The organism is Dulcicalothrix desertica PCC 7102 (genome assembly GCF_003991905.1).
Lineage (GTDB): Bacteria > Cyanobacteriota > Cyanobacteriia > Cyanobacteriales > Nostocaceae > Dulcicalothrix > Dulcicalothrix desertica.
This window is the reverse complement of the sequence record NZ_RSCL01000002.1, coordinates 439,151-456,585: the sequence shown is the minus strand read 5'-3', so window position 1 is coordinate 456,585 and position 17,435 is coordinate 439,151. Positions and strand designations below refer to the sequence as shown.

The window sequence follows — 17,435 nt, the reverse complement described above, 5'->3', positions numbered from 1 at the left end:
GCGCTTAGTTGACGACATTAGAATTGCTATTGAGCAAATGGTTGTTGCTTTAATTCTATTTCGCTGTATAACTGTAATGCTGAACGCCATACTAAGTATCCTTGTGGACTTAAATGTAACCCGTCTGTGCTGAAGTCTGAACGTATATTTCCTTGACTATCGGCAAATAACGGATGCAAATCCAAATATTTTATACCTTCTTTTGTCGCAATATTCTGTAATTGCTGATTAAGTTCGCGAATTCTATTGTTGGAAATTGCTAACAGCTTTTGTTTTCCCTCCCAAGTTGATTCTTCTCCACCATGCGGCAATATTGACTGAATCACGATTTGAGACTTGGGGTGTGATGCACCCAAGGTAGTTACTATGCGACGGTAATTATCTAATATTTTGCTATCTTCAACTCCTCGAATTAAGTCGTTAATGCCAATCATTACAAAAATTGTTTCTGGCTTGGTCTCGTTGAATAAATTTAAACGTTTTAGTAGCCCAGTACTAGTTTCTCCAGAAATACCTTGATTGAGCCAAGTGCGTTCTTCTGGTAATAATTTTTGTGGGAACCATAAAGATAAAGAGTCACCAGCTAATACTGTTAAACGTTGTGGACGTTTATTAGCTGCTACTTCGGCTTCACGTTTTAAAATATCTACCCACTGAGTATAACTAAGTTGATGACGTTCACCAAGTTGTGGCGCCGTATTAGGTAATGCTTCGATGCTTTGTGTGACAGGAGTAGCTCTACGAAAAAGAGCGGTCATACCTTGCTGTCGTAAAAACAGTAAGATAACCGCCAAGACTAGTACGCCATTGGTTAACAGCGATAAAAAAGCCCAAATTGGAAACGATTTAGCGGAGGTGGACACGTGCTGCATTGACCGAGTGAGTTACAGATGGTATGCATTGTAATCGCCTACGTCCACTTTTGGCGCAGAAACCTGGTTTCTTTTTCGATAGATTGTAATAGAACCAACGATTTTGCGTGAGAAACCAGGTTTCTTGATGTAATTACTTATTTCCAATTGATACCCGTTCTCCAAATTCTTCGTTGTAACCTTCTTCTCCGTGTTCATTGATATCAATACCTTGGTATTCTGCTTCTTCTTTGACTCGCAGACCAACGGTGGCTTCAACAATTTTGAGAATAACCCAAGTACCAGCGCCTGCTATTACATAAGCGATTGCGACTGCAACAATTTGAATTAGTAATTGTTTGGGGTTTCCGTACAATAAACCATCGGCGCCTGCTACGTTTACAGCTTTAGTGGCAAATATACCAGTTAAAATTGCCCCAACTGTACCACCAACACCATGCAACGGATATGTATCTAAAGCATCATCGATTTGAACTTTGTGCTTATAACTAACTGCGTAGAAACAGACGAAGGATGTAATACCACCCATTAATATCGATGCTAATGGGGTTACAAATCCTGCGGCTGGTGTAATACCGACTAAACCCGCAACGGCGCCTGTTGCTGCACCCACTGCTGTTGGTTTACTACGTAGCACTTTTTCTAAAATTAACCACATTAACGCCCCTGCTGCTGCACCCGTATTAGTCGCGACAAAAGCGGCGGTTGCTAAAGAACCAGAAGATAATGCACTACCAGCGTTAAAACCGAACCAACCAAACCATAGTAAGCCAGCACCTAGTAAAATAAATGGCACGTTATGCGGAGGGCTAAGACGGTTTGGATATGTTTTACGCGAACCTAGCATTATTGCTGCAACTAACGCCGAAACGCCAGAACTAATGTGTACTACTGTCCCACCTGCGAAGTCAAGGGCGCCCATTCCACCATATAGACCTAACATTCCACCTTTTGCCCAAACCATGTGAGCTAGTGGAGAATAAATAAATGTAGACCACAACAGCACAAATAGCGAGTAAGCAGTAAAGCTCATCCGTTCGGCAATGGCGCCTGAAATCAACGCTGGAGTAATAATGGCAAACATGGCTTGATAAATCATGAATGCTTGATGAGGAATTGTGCCCGCATATGACACAACGTCATTATATTTAGGGTCAGCAGCTTTTAGAGCATCTTCATAAGCCATATGGGGTAAATATCCAGCGATATCAAGTCCCACATTGCCAAACATCCACTTAACTCCACCGATAAGTGCATTACCTGGTGCAAACGCAAAACTATAGCCCCATAAAATCCAGGTAACTCCCACTATCGCCATGAGTACAAAACTCATCATCAGCGTATTTAGCACGTTGCGCGACCGCACGAAGCCACCGTAGAAGAAAGCCAACCCAGGTGTCATTAACAGCACCAACGCAGATGATAAAAGCATAAATGCTGTATCTCCTGCTGTTTGAGCAGCTGCGGCTGCATCTGCCACCTTTTTTAAATCTTCAGCGGTTACTGTCTGAGCAAAGGCATTGCCCGTCAGCGGCCCACCAAGGAGCAGTAGGGCAATCGCCCCTATCATTATTACTTTCTTCAACACTTTTTAAAGTTCCCAAGGTCGAACGAGTTGTGTCACTTGCATAATTATGAGTAATTTTTGATACTTGTATCTGTATGAAAAGTTACTCAAACAAAAGATTAACAGAAGATTAATAAAAAATATACGCCCTATTGCAGTTGCAGCTTGTTAAGAAAATGTGTAATTATATTTGATTTTGCGTAGATAAATAGATAACACCCGGCGCCTGCACATAACAACCGCTTAGGTGCTGATTCTGCGTACTTTAAATGATTAGACTCAACATTTTTTCTGAATTGACGAGCAGAATTTGCTACGGTAGATAGCTAAATCATCCGTAAAATCTATTGAAATCTATATTAAGTTCAGTGAATTATTGTCTACGTATTTGAATAATTTACTATTATATCTTTAGTAAAAATTAATACTCTTGATCAAGCCGAGTTCTAGGATTTTGCTATTGATTTCGGCGCTGGTTAGAAACTCGTTCATTTAAATCGAGCGTATAGTTGAGTCTTAGAACATTTACACCAGGTTCGCCAAAAATACCTAGAAATCGATTGTCAGTGGAGCGATTTATTAGTGGTATGACTTCTTCTGGTCGTATACCACGCGCTTTTGCGACTCGTTCGATTTGTGCCTGCGCTGCTCGTAAAGAAATATGAGGGTCTAAACCAGAACCTGAAGTGTAGATAAAGTCTCCTACTATGGGTGATACGTTTTCATCACGTAATTGATTTGCTGTATCGACGACACGCTTGAGTAAATCAGGATTGCTTGTAGCTAAGTTACTGGCGCCTGATACTCCTGTTGGTCTACCTTGTCTGCCTTGGCTATAGCGAACTGCGCTAGGACGAGTATAAAAGTAACGCTCGGATGTAAATACTTGACCAATTAAAGATGAACCATATGGTTTGTTCTCTAAATTGTAAACAATACTACCGTTCGCTTTTTCACGCAGCGCTGGTAATTGTCCAACGCCAAAAATTAGTAAGGGATATACAACTCCTGTTATTAGCCATAAAATTACGCTAATGCGAATGGCTTTAAGAATATTTTGTAACATAATTATTTAATATTTATCTAATATTCAATATCTATCGGGATGAAATACTACGTCAAATAAATAAATTACTAACCCAAGGGTAATAATGCCAAGTCCAGCAAGTGCATACGTATGACGTGGTTCTAACTTACCTGTTGCGGCATAAACTACAGGCATAATCACTATATTGAAGCACGTTATTAAAAAAAATATAATTGGTAATTTTTTTCGACTAAAGTAGCTCATGCTAATCCTATGATAGTAATAATAACGTCAAGAAACTTAATGACAATAAATGGTGCAATTACTCCTCCTAACCCATAAATCAATATATTTTGTTGTAATAATTGATTTGCTATTAATGGTTGAAATTTCACTCCTTTTAATGCTAAAGGGATTAATGCCGGAATAATTAACGCATTATAAATCAATGCTGATAGTACCGCCGAATTTGTACTGCTTAAACGCATTATATTTAAACTCTGTAAATTTGTACTAGCAAATAATACAGGTATAATTGCAAAATACTTGGCGATGTCATTCGCAATTGAAAAGGTTGTTAAGGCGCCACGTGTTATCAATAACTGTTTCCCAATTCCGACTATATCAATAAGCTTGGTAGGGTCTGAGTCTAAGTCAACCATATTAGCTGCTTCTTTAGCTGCTTGAGTCCCGGTATTCATCGCAACACCAACGTTTGCCTGTGCAAGTGCTGGTGCGTCATTTGTTCCGTCTCCTGTCATCGCAACAAGCTTACCTTGCGCTTGTTCTTGTTGAATAACTTCGATTTTGTCTTCGGGTGTTGCTTCCGCAATAAAATCATCAACTCCAGCTTCACGTGCAATTACAGAAGCAGTAATTCTGTTATCTCCAGTTAACATTACAGTACGCACACCCATACGTCGCAATTGTTCAAAACGCTCGCGAATACCTGGTTTAACAATATCTTTGAGATAAATTACTCCATATATTTCCCCATCAACAGCAACAGCAAGTGGAGTTCCACCTTGAGAAGAAACTCGCGTGTAAGCTGTGTCTAATTCCGGTGAGTCATAACCTCCACGAGAGCGCACAAATCCTTTTATTGCTCCTACTGCTCCTTTTCGTATTTGACTACCATCAGGTAAATTTGTACCGCTCATGCGAGTTTTGGCAGAAAATTCTACTCCTTGGGAATAACTACTGTCAAAATCAATGATGGCGCCTAAACGTTCGGCTAATCGAACTATTGATTTCCCTTCCGGCGTATCATCAAATATACTTGCCCATAATGCAACTTGGGCTATTTCTTGAATAGTATGATTGTTAATAGGGATAAATTCTTCTGCCAGTCGGTTGCCAAGTGTAATAGTACCTGTTTTATCTAATACTAATGTATTAACATCGCCACAAGCTTCGACTGCACGTCCAGAAGTAGCAATAACATTGAACTGAGCCACTCTATCCATACCAGCGATACCAATAGCACTGAGTAATCCACCAATGGTAGTAGGAATTAAAGCTACAAGTAAGGCTATCAATACAGGAACGCTAACAGGACTATTAACGTAGTAAGCGAGCGCAGGTAGTGTTACGATTACAAAAAGAAACACTAATGTTAGAACAGCAAGTAGTACTGTTAATGCAATTTCGTTGGGTGTTTTGCTACGCTCGGCGCCTTCTACTAAAGCAATCATTCTGTCTATAAAACCTTTACCAGGTTCGGCAGTAATACGAATAATTAACTCGTCAGAAATAATTCGCGTTCCTCCAGTTACAGAACTGGCAATATCAGAGCCAGATTCTTTTAAAACAGGCGCCGATTCACCAGTAATTGCCGACTCATCAACGCTCGCAACCCCCATCGTCACTTCTCCGTCAGCAGGAATGATATCACCTGCTGTGACATAAACGGTATCACCACGTTTCAAAGTTGTAGAAGAAACTTCTGTGATACTGCCATCAGGTGCAAGTTGTTTTGCAATTGTTTCAGATTTAGTAGAACGCAGCGCTGAAGCTTGTGCTTTACCACGTCCTTCTGCAAAAGCTTCGGCAAAGTTCGCAAATAACACCGTTAAAAATAGAATTACAGTAACTAGCCCATTGAAAAGCTCCACATTTTTTCCTGTGACTGGCCCGAATAAATTTGGGTCAATAGTTACAGCTAAAGTAATTAATGTTCCAATCCATACCAGAAACATTACTGGGTTACGGATAGCTACTTTAGGATTCAGCTTAACAAAAGCATCTTTAACCGCGCGCGCGTAAAGTCCTTTATCATTGACTTTCGATTGCTTACGCGGGTTTTTACGGTCACTCGAACGATTACGTTGACGCATCATAATTAAGTGCTGAGTTGAAAGTGCTGAGAAGAAGTGCTGAGAAGAATTGCTGAGTGCTGAGTATAGTTATGAGTTAGGAGTTACCACTTACTACTCAGCACTCAGCACTCATTTTGCAATTTTAAAGCCTTCGGCGATTGGACCTAGGGCGAGAACGGGGAAAAAGGTTAAAACTCCGAGTATGAGAATAACACCTGCGGTTACAGTTACAAACAGTGAAGTATCAGTTCGCAAGGTTCCTGGAGTTTCGGGAACGGGTTGTTTTTTGCCCATACTTTCGGCGAGTAATAAAATTGCAATAATTGGAATATACCGTCCAATTATCATGCTTACTGCTGCGCTTAAATTCCACCACAACGTATTATCGTTCAAGCCTTCCAGCCCTGAACCATTATTAGCACTTGCTGATGCGTATTCGTATACTACTTGTGAAATACCGTGAAATCCTGGGTTGCTAATTCCTGCCAATGTCTTGGGAAAAGCAAGGGTAATAGCACTGGGGATCAAGACGGCAATTGGATGAATCAATAGTATGAGACTTGCGAGTACAATTTCACGCTGTTCGATTTTACGTCCCAAAAATTCTGGAGTACGTCCTACCATCAACCCTGTAACGAATACCGTCAAAATTACAAATATAAATAAATATGCTGTTCCTGTACCTTGTCCACCCCAGACAATTTGTAGAAACATATTTAGTAAAGTTGAAAATCCACCTGCTGGCATAAGTGAGTCATGCATTCCATTTACGGCACCGCACATTGTGGCAGTCGTCAGCACCGCCCATAATGCCGTTTGTGCCCAACCAAAACGTATTTCTTTACCTTCTAAATTTGGCTGTTCTATTCCAACACTACTATTTATAAGTGGATTTCCTTGATATTCGCCAATTGCTGTTACTCCTACTAACACAACAAAGATGATAAGTACCATCCAGTACAGTAGCCAAGCTTGTTTTATATTATTGGCAAACACACCATAGGTATATATCAACGCACTGGGGATGCATACCATTGCGATGATTTCGATTAAGTTTGATATATTATTGGGATTTTCAAATGGATGTGCAGAGTTGGTGCCAAAAAAACCACCGCCGTTCTCACCTAATTGCTTTATCATCTCGAACGATGCGACTGGCCCCCTGGCAATATACTGTCTGGCGCCTTCAAGAGTTACTACTTCTTGAGTTGGTGCGAATGTTTGTGGTACACCTTGATTTAGCAGTACTATTGCTCCAACCAGCGAAAGTGGCAGTAATAACCGTGTAATTGCACGAGTTATATCTATATAAAAATTTCCCAACTTTTTTCCAGTTAAACCACGAATAAAAGCAATGCCAACAGCTAAACCTGTTGCAGCAGAAGTAAACATCAAAAATGTTAAAGCTGCTGTTTGACTGAAATAACTTAAAGTTGTTTCACCCGCATAATGCTGCTGGTCAGTATTGGTGAGAAATGAAATCGTTGTATGCAGTGCAGTATCCCACCGCATGGCGCCAAATTTATTTGGGTTTAGCGGTAGCGCCCGCTGACTCATTAATAATATATATACAAACCCACCCATAAATACATTGGTGTAAATCACAGCGCGTGCATACTGCCAACCTGTCATATCGTCACGACGCGCAATACCTCCTAGGACATATATAATTCGTTCTAACGAATTCATAATTGGGTCGAGAAGTGTTCGCTCACCCATAAACACCTTTGCTATGTATTTGCCAAGTAACGGGGTTATCGCAATAACAATACACAGCGTTAAAACAATTTGCAAAAATCCTTGTAACAGCATTATATGTATCTACAATTTAATAAGATTTTTCGCAAGCACTTATGCCCGTGCATCAAATAATAACGGCAATCGATTAATTTATATTGATATCATCTCAAAAATCTTCTTTTCTTGCTCTGTGTACTCTGTGTTTATGGGGTAAATATTTTTACCCCATAAACACAGAGACGTAGAGAGTAGAATTACATAATATTCAATGGGTCAACATCAATCGTTAGACTTACCGAGTCAGGACATATTTCACGCACTTCATCCCAGTTGGGTAACTGTGGCAAAGCATTAGGTGGAAATTTTACCATAATTTGCCAGCGATACCGATTTGCTACCCGCATAATACTAGCAGGCGCCGGACCAAGTATCTCATAACCTTCGCCACCACGTAAAAATGCCGCGATAATTTCGGAAGCATTCGCAACTTGTACCGCATCCACACTACTCAAACGTAACAAAATTAACCGTCCAAACGGAGGATAATTAAGTGCTTGCCGTTGCTCTAATTCAATGGCGGTAAAGGTTTTATAATCATGTCCACGTACTGCTTCAATTACCGGATGTTCTGGTGTATACGTTTGTAAAATTACACGCCCAGGTTCTTCACCCCGTCCTGCACGTCCTGCTACTTGTGTTAAAGTTTGAAACGCGCGTTCGCTAGCACGGTAATCAGATAAATGTAACAGTCCATCAGCAGCGACAACTCCTACTAAAGTTACCTGTGGCAAGTCTAGACCTTTAGTAAGCATTTGTGTGCCTAACAAAATATCTGCTTCACCATTTATAAATTGTGTCAACAAATTACGATGGGCGCCTTTATTACTTGTAGTATCACTATCAAACCGAATTACACGTAGCTCTGGAAACTCTCTTGCTAACTCCTGTGCGACTTTTTGTGTACCACTACCAAAAAATTTAAACTTCGGTGAATCACATTGTGGACAACTTCGCGCATGTGGGGTTACATAATTACAATAATGACACCTTAATAATTGCGGCGCCCCATACTCTGTTTGATGGTACGACAACGATACATCACAATGCGGACACTCCACTACATACCCACAACTACGACACGAAACAAAAGTACTATGCCCACGTCGATGGATGAATAAAATACCTTGTTGTTTTTTTTCTTGAAGTTGTATTAATGCGTCTCTGAGCGTTCTACTAAACATTGATTTATTGCCCTGCTGTAACTCAGAGCGCATATCAATAATTTCTACAGGTGGAAGTGGACGTGAGTTTACACGTTCGGGCAAAGATAAATAAAGAGTTTTTTGCTGTTGCGAAGCTATTAATGTTTCTAACGCAGGAGTTGCAGAACCTAGAACCAAAACACAATTTTCCAGTTCTGCACGCCAAGTCGCAACTGTACGCGCGTGATATGTAGGAATGGGAGAGTCTTGTTTAAATGATGAATCGTGTTCTTCATCAAGGATAATTAAACCCAAGTTAGATAATGGAGCAAATATAGCACTACGAGTACCAATTACTACTTGTGGTTCTTTGTTCAACATTTGGCGCCATGTATCGTAGCGTTCACCATCACTGAGTCCACTATGATAAACGCTAACTTTGCTACCAAAACGGGCGCGAAATCTATCAGTAAGTTGAGGTGTTAGTCCAATTTCGGGAACTAATACAAGAGCAGATTTTCCACTTTCTAATAAAGGTGCTATTGCTTGGAGGTAAACTTCAGTTTTTCCTGAACCTGTTACCCCATGTAGCAAAATAGTTCCTGTTTGGCTTTCTCTAATTTTTGACAGCGCTTGAGTTTGGTCGTATGTGAGGGTTTTTGCTGTGTCTGTTCCTGTTAAGCTGCCTGCATTTTCATCGCTTTCGCTTCGTAATAGTTCCCTTTCTTCAATAACTATATAGCCTTTATTAGATAAAGATTTTATGGTCGTTGCAGCAGCACCGGTTATTTGTAATAATTCAGCCAACCACATTTCACCACCACGTCGTCGTAATACTTCCAAAACTTCGCGCTGACGAGTGGTAATATCACCCGCAAAGGAGTAAGCAGTTAAAATGACAGCTTTTTGTAATTTAGGACGAACGCTTCTTGCTTGTTCTATATATTTTTCGACTAAACCTAACTTGGCAAGTTCGCGGACAGCACGAGTTGCTCCCTGAACTTGTCGTTGCAAGAAAACTAAGCTATAATCTCCTTCCGTTTGAAGAAGCAGAATTCTTAAAATTTTATTGAATGTGACATTATGTATTTGCTTCGTTGAGTTCCGGAATATCAATAAGCAAAAAATCGATATTAAATATTCACTGTCAATTAAGTTTTGTAAATAAAATAAGAGTAATACGATACAAGATTCTAAAGAAAAACCCTTTTTTTTAGCTTGACTAAATTTCTGAAATAGTGGTTGAGATTGTTCTTCGACGGAATTTGTTAAAGTTGAAACTGCGGCGCCTGCAACGGTTAAACGGACGCGACGCTGTGACTTCGCGAGCAGTTTAGGTGGCAGTGCAGCGCGAATCACCTGAATTAAGGGTGTGTAATAATATTGTGATACCCGCTCCATCAGCTTCCAATAACTTTCTTGGAAGAAATGCTTATGAACAACATCTTCAACTTGCTTGATTTTGTTCGTTTCTATACCTAATGGAGGGTTATTAATCAAACGTATTGCGATGCCACCTACAACAGAGGCGCCGAATGGAACGCTTAAAATATCACCGGGTTGAATATCCAACTCGGTTGGTATGAAATATGGGTAGAGTTTGTGTCCGTCCTTCGTTGCAAATTCAACCAACTCCGGTGGAATATCTACCAAAACTTCTACCAAACGTTGCGTAACGCTATGGTACCTTCCCCCGACTTCGGCAACCTTCAACTTGGTTGGACTAGCAATGCTTGTGGTGTACATATATATTATCTATTTATCAATGAATTATAATCCCAAATCTCATATCCTTCTAGATGATTCCCCTTTCCCCTTTCCCCCTTCCCCTTTTCCCGTTTTTGACCTGACCGTTAACCATTAACTAAATCATTAGAAATTGTAGTTATCAATACTTTCGCTTGTCATATTACTTGATAAGTTTCCTATACAAGTGAATTGCTTAAGCTTTCCGTTATTAATTGCATCGCCGCCATTACTTATTCATACTTATTTAGACGCAGATAAAATAACACGATAATGCTCGTAATTGCTTAGATTATTTTTTCTTCATATACTAAATAAGTAAGAGCATCTTTTCCCTCCATCGGTAGATATTCAACCTTATTACGATATGAGAAGCTTTTATCTAGTCACTCTGAATGCCAAAGTTTAAACTGTCACATGGCAGCAAGTTAAAGATCATCAGAGAAGCACAGAATACAATACTGTGTATCTTTGGAGCCACAAAGCATAAACTCATAGTTATTCAAATAATTATAGAAAAATTTAAGCATTGAGGAGTGGCAAAGGTATTTTTCTGTGAAGTGTATGCAATTTTGATTGAGGAGGATTTTACGTATTTGATGAATTTGAAGCAAAATTGAAAAAAAAACTACAAATTAATTTGGATTACAGTACAACGTTTACAACCTGCAAGCGTTGATTTAAAAAAAATTAACAGTTCGCGTTAAAATTACCCAAAGCGTAAGCTATCAATACAATTTGACCTCAGTCAAAACAACTTACGTAGTAAATTTTACTAGTTATAGTGTAAAATCTAGAACTAGTGCCTAAAAGGACGCTAATAATTAACTTTTAGCCAAAGCATCTGTTTGAGAAAATAAACCAGGCGCACTTACTACTAAGTTTTCGCGCGCGAGAAAGCGATACCTGGATACTCTAATCTACGTATTGCATAAATGCAGTAAAGCGCAAAAGTTATGTACCAATCGGAAGCAACCATTCCTCACATAAACCTATGAATATTGCAGAATTGGAAACAATCGAGATTATCGAAAGTGCTACTGATATTGAAGAACCATCGCTCGATATTTTAGAACAAGTAGCCGACGAAGCTTTGATTGCCGACAATGATGAACGTGACGGTGACCAGATGGGAGCAGCTCGTCCTTCTGGATATAACAAAACCGAACATGATGATGCAGTCGGAGCTTTCTTTAAAGAAATGGCACGTTACCCGCTACTTAAACCCGATGAAGAGGTTGAGTTAGCAAGACGAGTTAGATTTTTAGAAGAAGTTCGAGAAATACAAGCATCATTACAAGAGAAGTCAGAGCAACCTGTAACCAAGGCACAAGTTGCAGCGCAGTTAGATTTGACAGAAAGACAATTAGAAAGTCGGTTGTATCAAGGTCGAGTTGCTAAACGCAAAATGATTCGCTCGAATTTGCGTTTAGTAGTATCAATAGCAAAACGATATTTAAATCGTGGAGTTCCTTTTCTGGATTTGATACAGGAAGGAGCAATGGGTTTGAACCGCGCGACAGAAAAGTTTGACCCAGATAAAGGATATAAGTTTTCAACTTACGCATATTGGTGGATACGTCAAGCTATTACTCGTGCTATAGCAAATGACGCGCGCACAATTCGTTTGCCAATTCACATTGTCGAAAAGCTGAACAAGTTGAAAAAAGCGCAACGCGAACTCAAACAGCAGCTTGGACGTAACCCAAACGAAGTCGAGCTTGCTGCCATATTAGAAATACCTCCATCTCAACTGCGTCAGCTTCAACAATTACGTCGTCAAGCGCTTTCACTCAACCATCGTGTCGGTAAAGAAGAAGATACCGAATTGATGGATTTATTAGAAGATGAAGATAATCAGTCTCCTGAAGCAAAAATGAACGAAAGCATGATGCGTCAGGAAATATGGGAAGTTTTGGCTGATGTATTGACACCGCGTGAAAAAGATGTAATCTCATTGCGGTATGGTTTAACAACGAGTGAGCCATGTACTTTAGAAGAAGTTGGCAATATGTTCAATCTTTCTCGCGAACGTGTTCGTCAAATTCAAAGTAAAGCAATGCGAAAGCTCCGGCGCCCACATATCGCAAAACGCCTGAAAGGTTGGTTGATATAGAGGTATATAATATGTCATGCTGAACGGAGTGAAGCATCTGAAAAGCTTCTAAACAGAAATCTAAAAAGCAAGAATACAATTAAAGATTCTACCCTGCGGGAAAACTCTGTTTACGCTGCGCTCAGAATGACAAATTATACAATCTAAAATCCTATGTCCAGCAATGTAACTATACGTTCTGCACAACCAGAAGATTGCGATACCATTTTTTCTCTTATCCAAGCTTTAGCGGAGTACGAAAAACTAGCACACGCTGTAACTGGAGATGCTCTTGCACTAAAAGAGCATCTTTTTGGTATGCATAAATTTGCTGAAGCCATTTTAGCGGAATGTGATGGCAAAGCTGTCGGCTATGCTTTATTTTTTTATAACTATTCAACGTTTCTTACCAAACCCGGTATTTATCTCGAAGACCTTTTTGTTCTTCCCAAATATCGGCGCCAAGGTATTGGTAAATTACTTATAAGTAAACTCGCACAAATCGCTTTAGAACGTAATTATGGGCGCCTCGAATGGAGTGTTTTAGATTGGAACGAACCTGCAATTGAATTTTACCGTCGCATCGGCGCCGAAATTTTGGGAGAATGGCGAATTTGTCGAGTCACAGGCGCCGCTATTAACCACCTTGCCACCCTATCAAACGAAGGCGCCTCAACTCCTTAACCTATGTAATTTATTTTACACTTCTTAATCTTTCTTGTTGAATCTTTATTCTGCATGTCAAGATATTAACAAACAAAGTAATAAAATTTTACTCAAAATCAAGAATTGTAAAGGTTTTTGCGAAGTATGACAGCCTGTCGTTTGACTATAAAAGCCGTGAACAAGAAAATATTATGAGGATATAGCATTTACCCATCATTGTTACAGAGGGAACACTTAATGAAAAGAATTGTATCAGTATTGCTGTTAGGTGTAGCACTTTTCACCTTTGCTTTCAGTCGTCCTGCATTAGCTGATGGAGATGCTGTGGCTGGAGGAAAAATCTTCAGTGCGAACTGCGCTTCTTGTCACGCAGGTGGTAAAAACTTGGTTAACGCACAAAAAACTCTACAAAAAGATGCTTTAGAAAAGTACAATATGTACTCAGAAGAAGCAATTATTACCCAAGTTACAAAGGGTAAAAATGCTATGCCTGCCTTTGGTGGTCGCTTGAAACCAGAGCAAATTGCTAACGTCGCAAGTTATGTGTTGTCGCAAGCAGATAAAGGCTGGAAGTAGTTAATAGTGCTGAGTGTTGAGTGCTGAGTGCTGAGTGTTAACTACGAATATTAATACTTGCTTATAAATCAGGCTCGTAACGATTCAGTTCTAATAAAACATTAATAGGGGTACGGCAATGCTGTATCCCTATTGCAGTATTATAAACACTACATGATTAGTAAATTATTCCTTCTAACGGCTCTAACTATCAGCTTATTAATATGCCAAGTTGATAAAGTAGGTGCCATAACAAACGCCTCAGTTATATTTCGTTCAGGAGTAGAATTACTACGACAAGGAAACTATCAACAAGCAGTAGTCAAATTTACAGAAGCAATCAATATTAACAAAGATTATGCCGCAGCTTATAGTAATCGATGTTTGGCAAACCTTCAATTAGAAGATTACCAAAATGCTGTCAGCGATTGCAATCAAGCCATAAACAAGGCGCCAGAAAATATCGAAGCGTATATTAACAGAGGTATAGTTCATTATCGTCAAGGTAATTATACCGCAGCAATTGAAGACAATAATCAAGTTTTAAGCCGTCAACCTCAAGACTTTCGCGCGTATTATAATCGAGGTGTTGCAACTGCGGCATTACAAGATTATAGAAAAGCAATTATAGATTATCAACGCGCGCTATCACTCGTAAGCGAAACCCCTAGTTATTTACGTGCGGATATATATAATGATTTGGGTTTAGCAAAATTTCACCTTAATGATTACAAAGCTGCGACTCGAAACTTTACCTTAGCAATTAGCCTAAACCCCCAATCTGAACGCGCTTACTTTAACCGAGGCTGTACTTGTGGTAAAAGTGGTGACAATATAGGCGCCGTTAAAGATTTCAGTAATACAGTAAGACTTAATCCTAGTAACGCTCAAGCATATGCAAACCGTGGTATAGCTTATCACAATCTTGGTTATGAACAAGCCGCCATTTCTGACTTACAAACAGCAGCATTATACTTTGATAAAACAGGAGAACAAACTGCTTACCAAAAAACTTTAGGTTTAATTAAAATAGTCCAAAGACAAATCCCTATAATCGAAGAAACAGTCTAACTTCAAAGATTTTCATACACCTCATCATCGTTACGTTTCCCAACTCTGAAAATTTCAACTGAATCTTCTAATATTCTATACAAGATACGATATTCACCTTGGTCAACTCGGTATACACCAGGTTGCCCTTTAAGTTGTTTATAATCTTGAGGTCACACTATCAATTTCGTTGCTTTTTGTCAACTATGTTAACAAAAATGCCATTAGCATGAAGCTCTAGGTTCTTCAGCTATGAGTAGAATTTTGCCCATTACCTGCTTAAAAAATTTCGGTTGCAAATCAATAATTTCTTTCCGTGCTGACTTCGTAATGCGGAGAGCAAGTTGCTGAAATTCAGTCATTCAATATGCTTTGTCTTGTGAAATTTGTACCGTGAATTTTATTGTAATCAGCTATGACTTCTTCTACTGAATATGACTCATCATTAGTTTCAGCAAGCGCACGTTGAAAATCCTTGATGTCGTTTGCTTCTTCCAGTGCCTCTAACCGTTTCAAGTCAGCATAACTAATCACAGCCGCCACTAGTTTACCTTGCGATTCAATGACAATACGCTCTTGATTTGCGTCTACAAGCGCTAGAAGTTCTGGAAAGTTTTCTTGTGCTTGATTTACTTCCACTTTTGCCATTTTTGTACTGACCTGTTAAAAAAGCAGTAAAATATTTAATGATTATAGCACATAGCAAATTCATCATTTCAGAGTGGAATAGGCATCCTTGTGTGGAATGGGCATCCTTGCCCGTTTTCGCTATATCAATATATTAATGCACAGCCTTCCTAGGCTGTGCCACAAGACCTCAAATAAGGTTATTTCATTTCATTTTTAACGGTTGCAAAACCCCAGTCTAGCCAAGGAAGTAGTGCTTCTATATCACTAGTTTCAACAGTGGCGCCTCCCCAAATGCGTAAACCTGGAGGTGCCGAGCGGTATGCAGCGATATCGAAAGCAACGTTTTGTTTTTCGAGTAATTTTGCGAGTTTTTTCGCACATTCGGCTTGTTGTGCTGGAGTTAAGCCAGTAAACCATTCGTCTGTAATTTTGAGACAAATCGATGTGCAAGAACGAATTTCTGGTGTTTCTGCCAAAAATGCAGCCCAGTTACTTTGCTCAACCCATTTTGTAATTGCTGCAAGGTTTGCTTCGCTACGATTAATTAATCCTGAAAGACCACCAATACTTTCTGCCCACTTTAACCCGTCGAGTGCATCTTCTACGCACAACATCGATGGAGTATTAATAGTATCGCCTTTAAAAATACCTTCAATCAGCTTACCTTTTTCGGTCATGCGGAATAATTTTGGTAAAGGTCGAGGTGGTTGGTAAGTCTCTAAACGTTCAACAGCACGTGGAGATAGTACAATAACACCATGTTGTGCTTCTCCACCAAGTACCTTTTGCCACGAGTAAGTAACAACATCAAGTTTCGACCAGTCTACATCCATTGCGAATACTGCTGAGGTGGCATCGCAAATTGTTAAACCTTCGCGGTCGTCTGGTATCCAGTCGGCATTTGGTACGCGCGCTCCTGATGTGGTACCGTTCCATAAAAATACTACGTCGTGACTAAAATCTACTTGGCTAAAGTCGGGTAAGCTACCGTAAGGCGCCTTCATTAAGCGCACATCAGATAATTTCAACTCGTCGGTAACATCTTTTACCCATTCCTGACCAAAACTTTCCCATGCGAGAATATCAAGGGGTAACTTACCTAAAAGCGACCACATAGCCATTTCTACGGCGCCTGTATCAGAAGCTGGTACTATTCCTAGACGGTAATTTGCCGGGACACCAAGAATTTTTTTCGATAGTTCGATAACTTCAGCTAATTTAGCTTTACCATCTGCTGAACGGTGCGAACGTCCCACGCAAGCGCCAGCAAGATTTGAAACAGACCAGCCGGGACGCTTTGCACATGGGCCTGAAGAGAAATGAGGGACGCTAGGTTTAACGGTTGGAAGAGATAGCATTTCTAGCATTGGTCTGACTATGTAAGCGAAAAGAGTGCAGGATTACATCATAATCTGTATTCGGGTTATTTTTGCTATCGTCGAAAATACTGTCAAAAATTGCAACAACTTTTATAGGCACCACACTATAACAGTACATATCATTAAAGAAATAAGTAGAGAAGAAACTCGGCGCCGAATCATAGATAATCAAAACTTTGACTTTGGAGAATTTTTACCAGATGAACGTTTGCAGCAATCTAGTCAAGACACTGAAGTTTATAAACACTTGAATCAAGCATTGAAAGAGTTAGACTTTGAAGATAGAAAATTATTGATTTGGCGATATTATCAGCAAATGGAGATGAAGTTACTACAGAAGCGTTGCGAAAAAGAGGGTCGCGTGCGCTTGGTAAGCTGCGAAAGATTTTCAAAAATAAGTATTTACCAGGTTATGAGTGTTAATGCATTAAAATGCACAACTGACTTACCCCATACTTGAAGCAGAAGCTTGCATTTTAGGACTTTCGCTCAAACTCAAGCAGGTTATTAGCTACCTGTACCGTAATTGCTTGCGTAAATTTAGGGAAACAAGCTTTAATAGTACGTCGTCACATTGGTGAGTGAATA

The 17,435-nt window shown here is 39.7% G+C and carries 15 protein-coding genes and 1 pseudogene; 5 read left to right on the top strand and 11 right to left on the bottom strand.

Features of this window, described 5'->3' with window-relative positions; all coding sequences use genetic code 11:
* Positions 1 to 26: 26 nt before the first annotated feature.
* The 7 genes from DSM106972_RS06185 to priA form a co-directional block, all read right to left on the bottom strand.
* A complete protein-coding gene (locus DSM106972_RS06185) occupies positions 27 to 863 on the bottom strand; it encodes an SGNH/GDSL hydrolase family protein (protein WP_127079806.1) in 837 nt (278 codons plus the stop codon).
* A gap of 142 nt (positions 864 to 1,005) precedes the next feature.
* A complete protein-coding gene (locus tag DSM106972_RS06180) occupies positions 1,006 to 2,460 on the bottom strand; it encodes an ammonium transporter (RefSeq protein ID WP_127079804.1) in 1,455 nt (484 codons plus the stop codon).
* Between the two features lie 436 nt (positions 2,461 to 2,896).
* Complete coding sequence (kdpC, locus tag DSM106972_RS06175; RefSeq protein WP_127079802.1) at positions 2,897 to 3,511, bottom strand: K(+)-transporting ATPase subunit C; 615 nt, start codon at positions 3,509 to 3,511, stop codon at positions 2,897 to 2,899.
* An 18-nt stretch (positions 3,512 to 3,529) separates the two neighbouring features.
* A complete protein-coding gene (locus DSM106972_RS06170) occupies positions 3,530 to 3,661 on the bottom strand; it encodes a potassium-transporting ATPase subunit F (protein WP_233787156.1) in 132 nt (43 codons plus the stop codon).
* Positions 3,662 to 3,726: 65 nt separating this feature from the next.
* Positions 3,727 to 5,802, bottom strand: a complete 2,076-nt coding sequence (gene kdpB / locus DSM106972_RS06165; RefSeq protein ID WP_127079972.1) for a potassium-transporting ATPase subunit KdpB — start codon at positions 5,800 to 5,802, stop codon at positions 3,727 to 3,729.
* Positions 5,803 to 5,913: 111 nt separating this feature from the next.
* On the bottom strand, positions 5,914 to 7,593 hold the full coding sequence (kdpA, locus tag DSM106972_RS06160) for a potassium-transporting ATPase subunit KdpA (protein WP_127079971.1): 1,680 nt from the start codon (positions 7,591 to 7,593) through the stop codon (positions 5,914 to 5,916).
* Between the two features lie 185 nt (positions 7,594 to 7,778).
* On the bottom strand, positions 7,779 to 10,472 hold the full coding sequence (gene priA / locus DSM106972_RS06155) for a primosomal protein N' (RefSeq protein ID WP_233787157.1): 2,694 nt from the start codon (positions 10,470 to 10,472) through the stop codon (positions 7,779 to 7,781).
* A 994-nt stretch (positions 10,473 to 11,466) separates the two neighbouring features.
* Between priA and DSM106972_RS06150 the strand changes: the two genes are divergently transcribed.
* From DSM106972_RS06150 to DSM106972_RS06135, 4 genes are all read left to right on the top strand, one after another.
* Positions 11,467 to 12,588 carry an RpoD/SigA family RNA polymerase sigma factor gene (locus tag DSM106972_RS06150; protein ID WP_127079798.1) on the top strand — a complete coding sequence of 374 codons (1,122 nt, stop codon included), beginning with the start codon at positions 11,467 to 11,469 and terminating at the stop codon, positions 12,586 to 12,588.
* A gap of 153 nt (positions 12,589 to 12,741) precedes the next feature.
* Entirely contained in the window at positions 12,742 to 13,251 is a 510-nt protein-coding gene (locus DSM106972_RS06145) for a GNAT family N-acetyltransferase (RefSeq protein WP_127079796.1), read from the top strand.
* 219 nt (positions 13,252 to 13,470) lie between these two features.
* The gene (gene petJ / locus DSM106972_RS06140; RefSeq protein WP_127079794.1) at positions 13,471 to 13,809 is read left to right on the top strand and encodes a cytochrome c6 PetJ; all 339 of its coding nucleotides are present in this window, start codon (positions 13,471 to 13,473) and stop codon (positions 13,807 to 13,809) included.
* Positions 13,810 to 13,962: 153 nt separating this feature from the next.
* Entirely contained in the window at positions 13,963 to 14,859 is an 897-nt protein-coding gene (locus tag DSM106972_RS06135) for a tetratricopeptide repeat protein (RefSeq protein WP_127079792.1), read from the top strand.
* A 2-nt stretch (positions 14,860 to 14,861) separates the two neighbouring features.
* Here the strand turns inward: DSM106972_RS06135 and DSM106972_RS53155 are convergent.
* From DSM106972_RS53155 to DSM106972_RS06120, 4 genes and pseudogenes are all read right to left on the bottom strand, one after another.
* Positions 14,862 to 15,011: pseudogene (locus DSM106972_RS53155) on the bottom strand (type II toxin-antitoxin system RelE family toxin); the annotation flags it as partial.
* Between the two features lie 51 nt (positions 15,012 to 15,062).
* Positions 15,063 to 15,200 (bottom strand): type II toxin-antitoxin system RelE family toxin, encoded by a 138-nt coding sequence (locus DSM106972_RS53150; RefSeq protein WP_233787158.1) that lies wholly within the window; start codon positions 15,198 to 15,200, stop codon positions 15,063 to 15,065.
* On the bottom strand, positions 15,193 to 15,486 hold the full coding sequence (locus tag DSM106972_RS06125; RefSeq protein WP_127079790.1) for a type II toxin-antitoxin system Phd/YefM family antitoxin: 294 nt from the start codon (positions 15,484 to 15,486) through the stop codon (positions 15,193 to 15,195). Before DSM106972_RS06125 ends, DSM106972_RS53150 begins: the two co-directional genes overlap by 8 nt.
* A 179-nt stretch (positions 15,487 to 15,665) precedes the next feature.
* Complete coding sequence (locus DSM106972_RS06120) at positions 15,666 to 16,835, bottom strand: phosphoserine transaminase (protein ID WP_127079788.1); 1,170 nt, start codon at positions 16,833 to 16,835, stop codon at positions 15,666 to 15,668.
* Between the two features lie 25 nt (positions 16,836 to 16,860).
* Between DSM106972_RS06120 and DSM106972_RS06115 the strand changes: the two genes are divergently transcribed.
* Complete coding sequence (locus DSM106972_RS06115; RefSeq protein WP_127079786.1) at positions 16,861 to 17,307, top strand: hypothetical protein; 447 nt, start codon at positions 16,861 to 16,863, stop codon at positions 17,305 to 17,307.
* Positions 17,308 to 17,435: the final 128 nt, after the last annotated feature.